The organism is Dactylosporangium sp. CS-033363 (genome assembly GCF_050942475.1).
Lineage (GTDB): Bacteria > Actinomycetota > Actinomycetes > Mycobacteriales > Micromonosporaceae > Dactylosporangium.
Genome location: NZ_CP192032.1, coordinates 5,851,306 through 5,866,535, shown reverse-complemented (window position 1 = coordinate 5,866,535; position 15,230 = coordinate 5,851,306). Strand labels below are relative to the sequence as shown.

Genomic DNA, 15,230 nt, shown 5'->3' with positions numbered 1-15,230 from the left:
GGAAATCACGATGACCTTGTCTGACCAGGACACCTTACGGTCCCTCATGGAGCGGCGGGTCGCGGCCGCCCGCGCCGCCGCCCGGGCCGACGCGGAGATCCCGCGCCGGGCCGACCCGCACGCGCCGCAGCCGCTGTCGCCGTCGCAGGCCCGGCTGTGGTTCAACGCGCAGTTCGAGAACAACCCGTCGATCTACCACGTGCCCTCGGTCCTGCGGCTGACCGGCCCGCTCGACGCCGCCGCGCTGCTGGCCGCGCTGCGCGAGGTCGCCGAGCGGCACGAGGTCCTGCGCAGCGTCATCGCGCCGCCCGGGCACGCGATCGCGGTACCGGCGGACCGGATCGAACTGTCCCTTGTGGACATCGACGAGGCTGAGCTGGACGCGGCGCTGCGCACCGAGGTGAGCCGGCCGTTCGCGCTGGACCGTGAGCCGCCGATGCGGGCCGCGCTGTTCCGGCTCGGCGCCGAGCAGCACGTGCTGGCCCTGACCGTGCACCACATCGCCACCGACGCCTGGTCGCACGGGCTGCTCTTCGACGAGCTCGGGGCGCTCTACGCCGCCCGGCTCGGGCAGGGGGCGGCGCCGGCCGCGCCGCGGTTGCAGTACGCCGACATCACCGAATGGCAGTCCACGCGGACCGGGGACGACCACGTCGGCTGGTGGGTCGAGCGGCTCGCCGGGCTCGCCCCGGTGCTGCCGCTGCCCGTCGACCGGCCCTATCCGGCCGTCGCCGACTGGAGCGGCGGCTATTTGCCCTTCGAGCTGTCCCCGGCCCTGGCCGAGCGCATCCGTGAGACGGCCCGGGAGGGCAACGCGACGGCGTTCATGGTGGTCCTCGCGGCCTGGCAGGCGCTGCTGAGCCGGCTCGGCGGCAGCGAGGACGTCGCGGTCGGCGTGCCCGAGTCCGGGCGCCACCACCGCGCGACCGAGAGCGTCGTCGGCTGCTTCATCAACACCCTCGTGATGCGCACCGACCTGTCCGGCGACCCGACCGGCCGGCAGCTGCTCGACCGCGTCCGGGAGACCACCCTCGAAGCCTTCGCGCACGCCACCGCGCCCTTCGAGCGGGTCGTGGAGGCCGTCGCCCCCGAGCGCTCCACCGCCACGACGCCGATCTTCCAGTCGATGCTGTACCTGCTCGAGACCGCCCAGCACGACCCGGTGCTGCCGGGCGTGCGCACCGAGCGGCTCGACGCCCCGCTCGACTTCAACAAGTTCGACCTGAGCCTGTCGCTGCAGGCCGAGGGCGCCGGGTACGAGGGCGAGCTGCACTACCGCCGCGACCTGTTCGACCGGGCGACCGTCGAGCGCTGGTCCCGCTGGCTGCTCGCCCTGCTCGACGGGATGCTGGCCGAGCCCGACCGCCCGCTCTCCCAGCTCGACCTGCTCGACGGCGCCGAGCGGGCCGAGCTGATCGCCCTCGGCACCGGTCCCGCCCTGCCCGAAAATGCCGCCGCCACGGTACTGCGGGCAGTCCTCGCCCAGGCCGCCGCCCGCCCCGCCGCGATCGCCGTCGACGCCACCGGCGGCACCCTGAGCTACGGCGACCTGGCCGCGGCCGCCGCCCGGATCGCGACCGCCCTGCGCGCCCACGGCGCCGGGCCCGGCACGCCCGTCGGGATCTGCCTGCCCCGCGACCGGCACCTGCCCGCCGCGCTGCTCGGCGTCTGGCAGGCCGGCTCGGCCTACGTGCCGCTGGAGCCCGACCATCCGGCGGAGCGGCTGCGGTACCAGCTGCAGGACTCCGGCGCGACGGTCGTCCTCGCGGCCGCGGAGACCCTCGACGTGGCCCGCCCGCTCGTCGAGGGCACCGGCGCCGTCCTCGTCGACCTCGCCGACGCCCTCGCCACCGAGCCCGGCGAACTCCTGGCGCCCGGCCCCGCCGACCTCGCCTACATCCTCTACACCTCCGGCTCCACCGGCCGGCCCAAGGGCGTCGAGCTCGACCACGGCGCGCTCGCCGCGTTCGTCGCCGCCAACTGCGACCTGGTACCGGTGACCCCCGACGACGTGATGCTCGGCCTGACCGCGCTCTCGTTCGACGTGGCCGGGTTCGAACTGTGGTGCGGCCTCGGCATGGGCGCCCGCCTCGTCCTGCTGGAGCGCGGCGTCGCCGTCGACGGGCACCTCGTCGCGGCGCGCATCGCCGAGTCGGGCGTGACCGTGATGACCGCGACCCCGACCACGTTCCGGATGCTCGTCGCCGCCGGCTGGCGCTCGCCGCAGGTGCGCGGGGTCGCCATCGGCGAGGCCCTCGACCCGGCCCTCGCCCGCGAGCTCACCGCCCGGCTCGGCGAGTGCTGGAACGGCTACGGCCCGACCGAGACCGCCGTCGTGTCCACCATGTACCGGGTCACCGCGCCCGTCGGCGACACCGTGCCGATCGGCACCCCGATGGCGGGGGAGTGGGTCTACGTCGTGGACGCCGCCGGCCGGCTCGCGCTGCCCGGCACCATCGGCGAGCTGTGGATCGGCGGGGCCGGGCTGGCCCGCGGCTACCACGGCCGGCCCGACCTGACCGAGGCCGCGTTCGTCGCCGACCCGGTCCGCCCCGGCGAGCGCTGCTACCGCACCGGCGACCTCGTACGCCTGCGCAACGACGGGCTGCTGGACTTCCTCGGCCGCCGCGACCACCAGGTGAAGGTGCGCGGGCACCGCATCGAGCTCGGCGAGATCGAGTCGCAGCTGCGCGCGGCGCCTGGCATCAAGGAGGCCGTCGTCACCGTCGCCGACCCGACCGGCGACGCGCATCTCGTCGGCTATGTGGTACCGGAGCCGGGTTCGGCACTGGAAACGCAGGCCCTGGAGACCCTGCTGCGGGCGGCACTGCCCGACTACATGGTGCCGCGGCGCTGGATGACCCTCGACGCGCTGCCGGTCAACGCCTCCGGGAAGGTCGACCGCACCGCGCTGCCCGAGCCGCGGGACGAGGTGCAGCAGCGGGTCGCCCCGCGCACCGAGGCCGAACAACTGGTCGCCGAAGTGTGGAGCGGCGTGCTGCACCGCGACGAGCTGTCGGTGTACGACAACTTCTTCGCCCTGGGCGGGCACTCCCTGTCCGCGACCCTGGTCGTGGGCCGGCTCCGCGACGCGCTCGACTTCGCGGTACCGGTGCGGCTGCAGTTCGAGCAGCCCGTCCTGGCCAACTTCGCCGCCGCGCTGGAGACGCTGCTGCTGTCGGACGAGGAGACGCCGGCGTGACCGTCACCGACACCCAGCGCTCCGCGCTGCAGCAGCGGCTGGCCGCGGCGCGCCGCAACACCGCGCGGACCGCCAGTACCATTCCCGCGTCCCCCGACCGGGACGCGCCGGCGCCGCTGTCGCCGGCCCAGACCCGGCTGTGGTTCCTGCACCAGCTGGAGCCCGACAGCGACGCCTACCACGTGACCGGCACCGTGCGGCTGACCGGCCCGCTCGACGTGGCCGCGCTGGCCGCCGCGATCCGCGACCTCGCGGTGCGCCACCACGTACTGCGGACCCGGTTCGTGGACCGCGACGGCGTGCCGGCCGCGGTGCTCGGCGCCGCCGACGACGTGCCGGTCGAGACCGGCGGGGAACTGCTGGCGTTCCGGGCGCGGCCGTTCCGGCTGGAGCAGGAGCCGCCGTTCCGGGCGCTGATCCGCCCCGAGGGGCCGGACGAGCACGTACTGCTGCTCGTCGTGCACCACATCGCGTTCGACGAGTGGTCGGTCGACCTGGCGCTGCGCGAGATCGCCGAGCTGTACGCGGCCCGCGTCGAGGGCCGGGCGGCGCCGGACGCGCCCGGGTTGCAGTACGCCGACTACGCCCGCTGGCAGGCCGGCCGCGAACCGTCGGCCGCGGCCCTGGACCGGTGGGTCGAGCGGCTGCAGGGCCTGGCGCCGGTGCTGGACCTGCCGGCCGACCGGCCCCGCCCCGCGGTCGCCGGGCACGCGGCCGGGGAGGTGGCGGTGCACGTACCCGCGGCGCTCGCCGTCCGGATCGCCGCCCTCGCCAACGCCTGCGGGGCCACCCCGTTCATGGTGCTGCTCACCGCGCTGCAGGCCCTCCTCGCGCGGGTGTGCGGCACCGACGACATCCCGGTCGGCGTGCCGGTCGCGGGCCGGCACCACCCGGACCTCGAACGGATGGTCGGCTGCTTCATCGGTACCGTCGTCATGCGCACCGACTGCGCCGGCGACCCGACCGGCCGGGAGTTGCTCGACCGGGTCCGCGCGACGGCCATCGACGCGCTCGCCCAGTCCGAGACCCCGTTCGAGCGGATCGTGGAGCGGCTGCAGCCCGAGCGCACCCTCGGCCACACGCCGATCTTCCAGGTGATGCTCAACGTGCTGGAGCAGCCGGCCATGGCCACGCGCATGCCGGACCTGCGGGCGCAGGGCGTGCAGCTGCCGAACCAGACGGCGAAGTACGACCTCGGCCTCACCCTCTCGCGAACGGACGACGGCTACCGCGGCCCGCTGGTGTACCGCGCCGACCTGTTCGACGAGCCGACTGCCGAGCGGCTGGCCGGCTGGTACCTGGCCCTGCTGACCGGCCTGGTCACCGAGCCCGACCGGCCCGTCGGCGAGCTGGCGCTGGAGCCCGGGGTGCGGCCCGGCCCGGACGGCCCGCCCGCGTCCTACCCCCTCGACCGGCCGCTGCACGAGCTCATCGCCCGGCACGCCGCGTCGACACCGGACGCGACCGCGGTGGTCGCCGCCGACGGGCGGCTGACCTACGCGGAACTGGACCGGCGCGCCGGGGCGGTGGCGGCCCGGCTGCTGGCGGCCGGCGTCCGGCCCGAAGAACCGGTCGCGGTGCTCACCGAACGCGGCACGGCCCTGCCCGTGGCGATGCTCGGCGCCCTCAAGGCCGGCGCCGCCTACCTGCCCGTCGACCCCGGATACCCGGACGGCCGCGTCGCGGAGATCCTCGACGCCGCGCAGGTCCGGTTCGTGCTCACAGAGGCCGGGTTCGCGGGCCGTGTCCCGGGCCGCGCGGCGATCGTCGTCGCCGACGTGACCGGCGAGCCGGCCGAGGCCGTGGTGGTGCCGGTGGACCACCTCGCGTACCTCATCTTCACGTCCGGCTCGACCGGCCGGCCCAAGGGCGTCATGGTCGAGCACCGCAACATCGTGCACTACCTGTACGCGGTCGCCGAGCGCATCGGGCCGCACGGCTCCTACGCCCTGGTCTCCACCCACGCCGCCGACCTCGGCATGACCAACCTGTTCGGGGCCCTGGCCACCGGCGGCGTGGCCCACCTCGTGGACCGCGAGACCGCCACCGACCCGGAGGCGTTCGCGGCCTACCTGGCCGAGCACCCGGTCGACGCGATGAAGCTCGTCCCGAGCCACCTGGAGCTCCTCGCCGCGCACGGCGACCTCGCCGCGCTGCTGCCCCGCGAGCTGCTGATCCTGGCCGGCGAACCCTGCCCGTGGGAGCTCGTCGACCGCATCGAGCGGGTCCGCCCCGACCTCGAGGTGCAGGTCCACTACGGCCCGACCGAGACGACCGTCTCCGTGCTCGGCTGCGACGTGCGCGAGGTGCCGGCCGAGCGCCGCATCGGCACCGTCCCCATCGGACGGCCGTTCGCCGACGTCACATGCCGGATCACCGACCGGGCGGGCCGTCCGGTGCCCGACGGGGTGCCGGGGGAGCTGCGCATCGGCGGCCCCAGCGTGGCCCGCGGCTACCTCAACCTCCACGACGAGCGTTTCCAGCAGGGTTGGTACCGCTCCGGCGACCGCGTCCGCCGCGACGCCCACGGCCTGGTGCAGATCCTGGGCCGGGTCGACGACCAGGTGAAGATCCGCGGCTTCCGGGTCGAGCTCAACGAGGTCGCCACCGCCGTGCGCGGGGTCCCCGGCGTCGGCGAGGCCGTGGTCCTGCCGGTCGGCGAGGCCCACACCCGGCGGCTGGCCGCCTGGATCACGCCCGCCACCGCCGACCCCGGCGCGGTGCGCGCGGCGCTGCGCGAGCGGCTGCCGGACTACATGGTGCCCTCGGCATTCGTGGTCCTCGACCGGCTCCCGCTGACCGCCAACGGCAAGGTGGACCGCACCGCGCTGCCCGCACCGCAGCCGCCGGGCGCCGCGACCCGGGTCGCCCCTGAAACCCCGACGCAGCTGCGGGTCGCCGCGGCCTGGGCCGAGGTCCTCGACGGCGCCGAGGTCGGGCTCGACGACGACTTCTTCGCCCTCGGCGGCGACTCGTTCAAGGCCGTGCGCGCCGTGCGGGCCATCGACCCGCAGCTGCGCGTCATCGACCTGTTCACCAGCCCGACCGTGCGGGAGCTGGCCGCGTACCTCGACGGCGACACCGGCTCGACCGGGCTGCTGCACCGCCTCGCCGGCCCGGCCGAGGCGACCCTGACCGTCGTCTGCGTGCCCTACGGCGGCGGCTCGGCCGCGGCGTACGGGCCGCTGGCCACCGAGCTCGCGGCGCGCCTGCCCGGCGCGGCGGTGCTGGCGATCGAGCTGCCCGGGCACGACCCGGCCCGGCCCGAGGAGCCGCCGCTGCCGCTGGCCGAGCTGATCGACCGGGTGGTGGCGGACCTGCCGACCGGCCCGGTGCTGGTCTACGGCCACTGCGTCGGCTCGGCGGCCGCCACCGAGCTCGCGCTGCGCCTGGAGGCCGAGGGCCGCGAGGTCGCCGGGCTCGTCGTCGGCGGCAGCTTCCCGGCGGCGCGGCTGCCCGGGCGGGTGTCGTCCTGGCTGCACCGGCGCTTCCACGCCACCTGGTTCACCTCCGACCGGGCGTACCGCGACTTCCTGCGCACGCTCGGCGGGCTCGACGACGACGAGGGCCTCGACGCCGGCGTGATCCTGCGCAGCCTGCGCCACGACGTCGACGAGTCGCAGACCTGGTTCACCCGCGAGCTGACCCGGCCCGACCGGAGGCGGCTGCGGGCGCCGGTGCTGTGCCTGATCGGCGCGCGGGACCGCTCGACCGAGCTGTACCAGGAACGCTTTGCGGAATGGGGCGCGTTCGCCGACCGCGTCGCGCTCGCGGTGCTGCCCCGGGCCGGGCACTACTTCCTCAAGCACCAGGCGGCGGCCGCGGCCGAACAGATCGCCGGGGCGCTGCAGGAGTGGGGCGCCGGCCGGACCCCGGAGGCGGTCAGCACCGCGGTGACCGGCGGGCGGGCGCGCCGCGACCTGCGCGAGTTCTACGTGATGACGGCCGGGCAGACCACGTCGCTGATCGGGGCCGCGCTGAGCTCGTTCGCGCTGGGCGTGTGGGCGTACCAGCAGAACGGCCGCGTCGCCGACTATGCCCTCGTCACCATGCTGGCCCTGCTGCCCTCCATCCTGCTGCTGCCCGTCGGCGGGGCGGTGGCCGACCGCATCGACCGGCGGCGGATCATGCTGGCCTGCAACGGGGCGGGCGCGGTGGTCATGTCCGCCGTGGTCACCCTCCTGGCCCTGGGCCGGCTGGAGATCTGGAGCGTCGGGCTCCTCGCGGGGTTGCTGTCCGCGGTGACCGCCTTCCACCGGCCCGCCTACCTGGCCGCCGTCGCGCAGCTGGTGCCGAAGCCGTACCTGGGCCAGGCCAACGCCCTGGCGAACCTCGGCCCCGGCATCGGCATGCTCATCGCCCCCCTCGCGGGCGGCGCGCTGATCACGGCGCTGGGCATGCCGTGGGTGGTCGCCGTCGACGTGGTGTCGCTGCTCGTCGGCGTCGGCACGCTGCTGCTGGTGCGCCTGCCCGACCGGCTCTTCCGCCGGCAGGAGGAGACCTTCGTGCGGGCCATCGTCGGCGGCTGGCGGTACCTCGTCCGGCGCCGCCCGCTCATGATCATGATCGTGTTCTTCGTGGTCGAGAACTACCTCGCGATGCTCGCCCTCGCCGTGACCGTACCGACGGTCTATGCGTTCGGCGGCACCACCGCGGTCAGCGTCGTCACCGCGTTCAGCGGCGTCGGGGCCGGCCTCGGCGCCCTCGCCATGGTGCTGTGGGGCGGGGCGCAACGCCGCGCCACGGGCATGGTCGGCTTCGTCATCGGCGTCGGCCTCGGCGCGGCGCTCGTCGGGCTGCGGCCCTCCACGGCGCTCGCGGCGGTCGGCAGCCTCATCTGGTACGGCTCGCTCACCGTCCTCAACGCCCACTGGCTCGCCATCATCCAGGTCAAGGTCGGCCTGGAACTGCAGGGCCGGGTACTCGCCACGAACCAGATGCTGGCGGTGGCGATGACCCCGGTCGCGTTCCTGACCGCGCCGCCGTTCACCGACGCCGTCGCGCCGCTGCTGCGGCCGGGCGGGGCGCTCGCCGGCACCGTCGGGCGGGTCGTGGGGGTCGGGGATGCCCGCGGTACCGGCCTGATCCTGCTCGCCTGCGGCGTGCTGCTCGTCATCTGGGGCGCGCTCGGCCTCGCCTACCGCCCCCTGCACCGGATGGAGGACGATCTGCCCGACGCCGCGGCCGGGGCCGAGATTCCCGACTCGCTGGACGAGGTCCAGGCCGAGGCCGACCACCTGGTGCGTCCATCGACCGGTTGACCCGCTGACGGTATGCATCGGCCACGATGGAGATCGTGACCGATGCATACGCCATCGAGGCCAGGGGCCTCCGCAAGACCTACGGCGCGAGCCACGCGGTCGACGGGCTCGACCTCACCGTCAAACGGGGCGAGGTGTTCGCCCTGCTCGGCCCGAACGGGGCCGGCAAGACCACGACCGTGGAGATGCTCGAGGGCTTCCGCAAGCGCAGCGACGGTCACGTCCGGGTCCTCGGCGTCGACCCGCAGCGGCGCCCGCTGGGCTGGCGCTCCCGCATCGGCATCGTGCTGCAGTCCACCGGCGAGTTCGAGGAGCTCACGGTCCAGGAGGTGGTCCGGCACTTCGCAAAGTACTACCCGGACGCGGCGAGCCCGGACGAGGTGATCGAACGGGTCGGGCTGCACGCCAAGCGCAACGACCGGGCCAAGGTGCTGTCCGGCGGGCAGCGCCGCCGGCTCGACGTGGCGCTGGGCATCATCGGCCGGCCGGAGCTGCTGTTCCTCGACGAGCCGACGACCGGCTTCGACCCGCAGGCCCGCCGCGAGTTCTGGGACCTGATCCGGGACCTCGCGGCGGGCGGGACCACGATCCTGCTCACCACCCACTACCTCGACGAGGCCGAGACCCTCGCCGACCGGGTCGGGGTGATCGCCCGCGGCCGGCTGATGGCGGTCGCCACGCCGGCCACGCTCGGCGGGCGGGGCACCGCGGCGGCGAAGGTCCGCTGGGCCGCACCCGACGGCCCGCAGGAGCACGACACCGACACCCCGGCGAAGTTCGTCGCCGACCTCGTCGCCCGCTTCGGCGGCGAGGTGCCCGAGCTGACGGTCACCCGGCCGTCGCTGGAAGACGCCTACCTCTCGATGATCCAGGAGACGGCATGACCCTCACGCTGCGACTCGGCCTGCTGCGCAGCGGCATGGAACTGCGCCAGTTCTTCCGCGGCCGCGAGTCGGTCATCTTCTCCTTCGCGCTGCCGATCCTGCTGCTGGTCGTGTTCGGCTCGGTCTTCGGCGGCGACGACGTCGCGCCCGGGGTGACGTTGACGCAGTACTTCGTGGCCGGCATGATCGCCGCCGCGCAGCTCACCAACGGCTTCCAGACCCTCGCCGTGCAGATCCCGATGGAACGCGACCGGGGCGTGCTCAAGCGGCTCTACGGCGCGCCGATGCCGCCCGGCGCGTACTTCATCGGCAAGGTCGTCATGGTGTACCTCATCGGCGTGGGCGGCTGCGCCATCATGCTGGCCATCGCGACCGCGTTCTTCGACGTGACGCTGCCCTCCACCGGCCGGCAGTGGTTCACCCTGCTGTGGGTGTCGCTGCTGGGCATCGCCGCCTGCACCCTGTGCGGGATCGCGTTCTCCTCCATCCCGCGGGAGGCCAAGCGGGCCCCGGCCGTGGTCACCCCGGTCGCGCTGGTGCTGCAGTTCATCTCCGGCGTCTTCTTCGTGTTCACCAGCCTGCCCCCGTGGATGCAGCAGATCGCGGCGATCTTCCCGCTGAAATGGATGGCGCAGGGCATGCGCTCGGTCTTCCTGCCGGACTCGTTCGCCGCGAACGAGCCCGCCGGGACTTGGGAACTGGGCCGGGTTGCCCTCATGCTGGGGGCGTGGGTGATCGTCGGGCTGGGGCTGTGTCTGCTGACGTTCCGCTGGACCGGCCGGGAGGACCGTTGACCGAACCGCCGCCGGGCGGGCACGCGTGGGACCGGTTCCAGGCCGTCTGGCACCTCGTGGCGGTGGCGGCTCCCGCCATCACCGGTGCGCTGGTCTGGACCGACGACTCCCTGACCACGCGCGCCCGCCTGCTGGCGTCCCTCCTGCTGTGTCTTTTTCTGCTCTGGTACTGGCAGGTCGGCGCAACCGCCGTCGGCCGGCGCGGTGAGCGGCGGGGCATCGTCCAGCTCGCCGGGGCCCTCGTGCTCTTCGCAGGGCTCGTCATGGTGACGATGGTCGGCACGGTCCTGGTATCGGTGCTGTTCCTGCACCTGTTCCTGCTCCTCGGCCGGTGGCGCGACCGGCTGATCGTGCTGGGGATCCTCGCCGCGGTGCTCGTGGCCGCCATGTTCGTCCACTTCGGACTGTCCGCGGGCACCGTCGCGGCCATCCTGCCGACGGTCGTCGTCCCGGTGCTGTCGGCCGGGCTGATCGGCGCCTACATCTCCGCCCTCATCTCGCAGAGCCGCGCCCGCAGCACGCTCATCGCCGAGCTGATCGAGACGCGCGCCGCGCTGGCCCGCGAACGGCACGCGGCCGGCATCACGGCCGAGCGGGAGCGGCTCTCCGCCGAGATCCACGACACCCTCGCGCAGGGCTTCACCAGCATCCTCATGCTGACCCAGTCCGCCCGGCTGGCGCTGCAGCGCGACGACACACCGGTACCGGATCAGCTCGATTTCATCGAACGCACCGCCCGGGAGAACCTGGCCGAGGCGCGCTCCCTGGTGGCCGCGCTGAGCCCGCCCGACCTCAGCGCGCACAGCCTGGCCGAGGCCCTGACCCGGCTGGCCGAGCGGCACACCCGCGACACCGGCACCCCCGTTGCCGTCGAGATCGACGAGCAGGCGGGCGGCGGCGGGCCCGAGCGCGACGCCGTGTTCCTGCGGGCCGCGCAGGAGGCCCTCGCCAACGTCCGCCGGCACGCCGGCGCCTCGTCCGTGCGCATCGTGCTCGCACCCGGTGCGCTCACCGTCAGCGACGACGGGCAGGGCTTCGAACCCGGCCGCGGGCCCGGCGGCTACGGCCTGTCCGGGCTGCGCAACCGGGTCATCGCACTCGGCGGCACCTGCACGGTCGTCTCGGCGCCGGGCGCGGGCACGACCGTCCGCGTCGAGCTGCCCCTGCCCGTGGACTCCCGGTGACCGTCCGGGTCCTGCTCGTCGACGACCATCCGGTGGTCCGGCTGCAGGACTCCCGGTGACGGTCAGGGTCCTGCTCGTCGACGACCACCCGGTGGTCCGGCTCGGGCTGCGCGGCATGCTCGACCTGGCCGAGGACCTGCACGTGGTCGGGGAGGCGGCGTCCGGTGACGAGGCCTGGACCCTCACCGCGACCCTGCAGCCCGACGTCGTCCTCATGGATCTGCGGATGCCGGGCGTCGACGGCACCGAGGCGACCGCGCGCATCACCGCCCGCTTTCCCGGCGTCCGGGTCCTGGTCCTCACCACGTACGACACCGACGAGGACATCCTGCGCGCCATCGAGGCCGGCGCGGTCGGCTACCTGCTCAAGGACACCCCGCTGGCGCAGCTCGTCGACGCGATCCACGCCGCGTCCCGGGGCGAGTCGGTGCTCGCGCCCCCGATCGCCGCCCGGCTGGCCGGCCGCCGCGCGGCGCCGATCGCCGAGCAGCTCACGCCGCGGGAGGCCGAGGTGCTCGGCCTCGTCGCCCACGGGCTGTCCAACCCGGAGATCGGCCGCGCGCTGTTCATCAGCGAGGCGACGGTCAAGACGCACCTGGTACGGGCATTCGTGAAGCTCGGGGTGAATGACCGTACGGCCGCCGTGACCGCCGCCCTGTCGCGCGGAATCCTGCGCTCCCCGCTGTAGCGCGACGGGTCAGGCCTTGGCGCAGGCCGTGCCGTTGAGGGTGAACTGAGCCGGCACCGCGTTCGTGCCGGTGTAGGAGGCCTGGAAGCCGAACTGCGTGTTGCCGCCGGCCGGGATGGTGGCGTTGTAGGACATGTTCGTGGCCGTCATGGCGGTGCCCGACTGCGTGACGGTCGCGTTCCAGGCGTTGCTCACCGCCTGGTTGCCGGCGAAGGCCCACTTGAGCGTCCAGCCGGTGATCGGCGCGGTGCCCGCGTTGGTGACGGTCACGGTGGCGGTGAAGCCGGAGCCCCAGTCGTTGAGGGTGTACCCGACCTTGCACCCGGTCCCGGCGGGCGGCGGCGAGCTCGGGCTTGTTGACGCGGACCGCGACGGGCTCGGGCTTGTTGACGCGGACCGCGACGGGCTCGGGCTTGTTGACGCGGACCGCGACGCGCTCGGGCTGGTCGACACCGGGGGGTTCCCACCACTCTTGGACACCATGTACGCGGAGTGCGCCTTGAACACCGACAGCTCCGGCACCCCGTGCTTGACGCTGTAGTTGTCGCCGCCGGCCTGGGCGTCCGGGAACCACCAGAAGGCGCTGCCGTCGGCGTCCTGGGTCTGCAGGTCGTTGTAGATGGCCGTCCACCAGGTGCTGCGGTCCACGCCCATGGTGTTGAACTCGCCGAGGAAGAACGGCTTGCCGACCACGTTGTGCGAGTCGGACAGCCAGGCGTTGATCAGCGTGACCGTCTGCGCCAGCGTGAGGTTGGCCCAGCCCTCGTTCGGGTACGGGTGCGCCGAGGTGAAGTCGATGTACGGCGACTGCTGGATCGCCACGAACGGGTTGCCCTCGTCGCCGCCGAAGCCGTACTTGGTGCCGTGCCCCTCCAGGCCCGCGTCGACCATGTGGTTGCCGTCGATGCCCTTGATGTAGGAGGCCATCGTGTCGACCCACTTGCGCAGGGTGGTGCCGTTGACGTTCTCGGCGGTGCCCTGGCCCTCGTACCGCGGCTCGTTCATCAGCTCCCACGCGAACACGGCCGGGTCGTCCTTGTACTTGACGCCGGTGTAGTGGTTCGTCCGGTTGAGCGCGTAGTTCACGTAGTTCTTGTACTGCGTGAAGCAGCCCGGGCACGCCGACTCGTTGAAGAAGCGCCACCGGTTGGCCTGCCCGGTGCCCAGGCCCTCCCACGACAGGCGGGTGTCGATGCCGCCGTAGGCCTCCCAGTAGTTCTCGAAGACGGGAATGACCCGGATGTTGTGCTGCGCGGCCGAGTAGAGGATGTAGTCGAACTCGGCGAACTGCTGCTCGCTGTACACCCCCTTGCTGGGCTCGAAGCCGTGCCACTGCTCGTGGTCGAACATCCACGTGCGCAGCACCGTGACCCCGTCGGCGGCCATCTCGGCCATGTGGTTGTCGATGCGGGCCTTGTCCATCCACTGCGTCTCGGTGTCGCCGTAGCTGCCGCCGTACGTGAACGTGTCGTAGACGTTGGCCCCGGCGAAGTAGTACGTGTGCCCGCCCAGGCAGAAGTGGATGCCGCAGCGGCTGACGAAGCCGGCGGTGGCGGCGGACGCGCGCACGAGCGGCACCGCGACGGCGGCCGCGATCAGGGCGGCACAGACGGCGACGACGAGCGCGAACCGGGATCGATGCATTGGGGGTGCGCCTCCTGGCGTGGGTCTGCTGAACCGCTTCAGTAGGCGCACGGCAGGAGCTCGGCGTCAACGGGATGCCGCGGATGGCCTGGCCACCTGCCCGGCGGGGCTGAAACTTTCCCGGCCCCGGTGGCTGACCTGCGGTTTTCACCACGTTTCACGCCCAAACCCCCGCAAAACGGCACGCCTCCTTGTGTTGACCCCGGTCCATGTCTACGGTGCCAGGAAAGCGCTTTCCTGACCCCCAACGACCCTCGGAAAGGTGAGCACGGATGAGACGAGCCCCAGTCTCGGTACGCTGGTTGGCGGGCGGTGCGGCCGCGGTCGCGGTCGCCGCCGTCACGCTGGCGATGCAGATCCCCAACGCCGCGGCGGCGGACAACCTCAGCATCGGCGCCGGCGCGGACGGCTCCAGCAAGGCCAGCGGCACCAGCTACGGCAACGTGATCGACGGCAACACCGGCACGTACTGGTCGCCCAGCGGCAGTACCGGCCAGATCTCGGTCAAGTGGAGCAGCGCCAAGACGGTCTCCTCGGCCGTCATCCGCACGGCCTCGGGCGGCGGCTCCATCAGCGCCTGGCGCCTGCTCAACTACGACTCGGGCGCGGTCCTGGCCAGCGGCAGCGGCACCCCGGCGACGATCACCTTCTCGTCGACCTCGCTGAAGAAGATCACGCTGGACATCACCGGCGCCTCGAGCGCACCCCGGATCGCCGAGTTCGAGACCTACGCCTCCGGCGGCTCGAACCCGACCCCGACCGCGACCGGCGGGGGCGGCAACCCGACCCCGACCCCGACCTCGACCGGCGGCGGTGGCGGCGGCAACCCGACCACGTCGTGGCCGTCGTCCGCAGGAAACGTCTCGCTGTCGAGCACGAAGAGCGTCTCCGGCACGTTCGACGGCGGGATGAAGACCTACTGCTGCATCGGCGACGGCAGCCAGTCCGAGAGCCAGGACCCGATGTTCGAACTGGCCAACGGCGCCACGATCCAGAACGTCATCATCGGCGCCCCGGCCGGCGACGGCATCCACTGCCTCGGCACCTGCACGATCCGCAACGTGTGGTGGAACGACATCGGCGAGGACGGCGCCACGTTCCTGCAGACCAACGGCGGCACGTCGTACGTCATCGGCGGCGGCGCCCGCTCCGGCAGCGACAAGATGTTCCAGCACAACGGCAACGGCACGGTCAGCATCAGCGGCTTCTACCTCAAGGGGACCGGCAAGCTGTACCGCGCCTGCGGCAACTGCACGAACTCCTACACCCGCAACGTGAAGGTCGACAACGTGATCGTCGACGACGTCGACTACGTCGTGGGCATCAACTCCAACTGGGGCGACGTCGCGACCATCACCCGGGTGCGCGTGCTGAACAGCTCCAGCACCGTCATCTGTGGCAAGTACAAGGGTGTGGCGAAGGGCAGCGAGCCGAGCTACCTCGGCGAGGGCTGGAACGACGCCAACTGCAAAGTCAACAAGAGCGACATCACCTACGGGTGACGCACTTTCCGCTCAGGGCGCCCACCGACCCCGGTGGGCGCCCGCCGGCATGGTGTCTACGGCAAGGGAAA

Annotated in this window: 8 protein-coding genes; 7 read left to right on the top strand and 1 reads right to left on the bottom strand. The window is 73.2% G+C overall.

Translation table 11 applies throughout. The features are described from left to right. Positions 1 to 10: 10 nt before the first annotated feature. The 6 genes from ACQPZ4_RS27075 (at position 11) to ACQPZ4_RS27050 (ending at position 12,013) form a co-directional block, all read left to right on the top strand. Positions 11 to 3,202, top strand: a complete 3,192-nt coding sequence (locus ACQPZ4_RS27075) for a non-ribosomal peptide synthetase (protein WP_433040912.1) — start codon at positions 11 to 13, stop codon at positions 3,200 to 3,202. Then, positions 3,199 to 8,463 (top strand): non-ribosomal peptide synthetase/MFS transporter, encoded by a 5,265-nt coding sequence (locus ACQPZ4_RS27070; RefSeq protein ID WP_433040908.1) that lies wholly within the window; start codon positions 3,199 to 3,201, stop codon positions 8,461 to 8,463. The genes ACQPZ4_RS27075 and ACQPZ4_RS27070 overlap by 4 nt, the downstream gene beginning before the upstream one ends. A gap of 26 nt (positions 8,464 to 8,489) precedes the next feature. After that, complete coding sequence (locus ACQPZ4_RS27065; protein ID WP_433040905.1) at positions 8,490 to 9,347, top strand: ABC transporter ATP-binding protein; 858 nt, start codon at positions 8,490 to 8,492, stop codon at positions 9,345 to 9,347. Beyond that, positions 9,344 to 10,141, top strand: coding sequence for an ABC transporter permease (locus tag ACQPZ4_RS27060; protein ID WP_433040902.1), 798 nt, complete (start codon positions 9,344 to 9,346; stop codon positions 10,139 to 10,141). The genes ACQPZ4_RS27065 and ACQPZ4_RS27060 overlap by 4 nt, the downstream gene beginning before the upstream one ends. Then, entirely contained in the window at positions 10,138 to 11,325 is a 1,188-nt protein-coding gene (locus tag ACQPZ4_RS27055) for a sensor histidine kinase (RefSeq protein WP_433040899.1), read from the top strand. The genes ACQPZ4_RS27060 and ACQPZ4_RS27055 overlap by 4 nt, the downstream gene beginning before the upstream one ends. A gap of 115 nt (positions 11,326 to 11,440) precedes the next feature. Continuing rightward, positions 11,441 to 12,013 (top strand): response regulator, encoded by a 573-nt coding sequence (locus ACQPZ4_RS27050; RefSeq protein WP_433066668.1) that lies wholly within the window; start codon positions 11,441 to 11,443, stop codon positions 12,011 to 12,013. A 9-nt stretch (positions 12,014 to 12,022) separates the two neighbouring features. Here the strand turns inward: ACQPZ4_RS27050 and ACQPZ4_RS27045 are convergent, their stop codons facing one another. After that, positions 12,023 to 13,657 (bottom strand): cellulose binding domain-containing protein, encoded by a 1,635-nt coding sequence (locus ACQPZ4_RS27045; RefSeq protein ID WP_433040896.1) that lies wholly within the window; start codon positions 13,655 to 13,657, stop codon positions 12,023 to 12,025. Positions 13,658 to 13,929: 272 nt separating this feature from the next. Here ACQPZ4_RS27045 and ACQPZ4_RS27040 point away from each other — a divergent pair, with 272 nt between their 5' ends. After that, positions 13,930 to 15,159: a pectate lyase gene (locus tag ACQPZ4_RS27040; RefSeq protein ID WP_433040893.1), complete on the top strand. Its 1,230-nt coding sequence runs from the start codon at positions 13,930 to 13,932 to the stop codon at positions 15,157 to 15,159. The last annotated feature ends 71 nt before the right edge of the window (positions 15,160 to 15,230 follow it).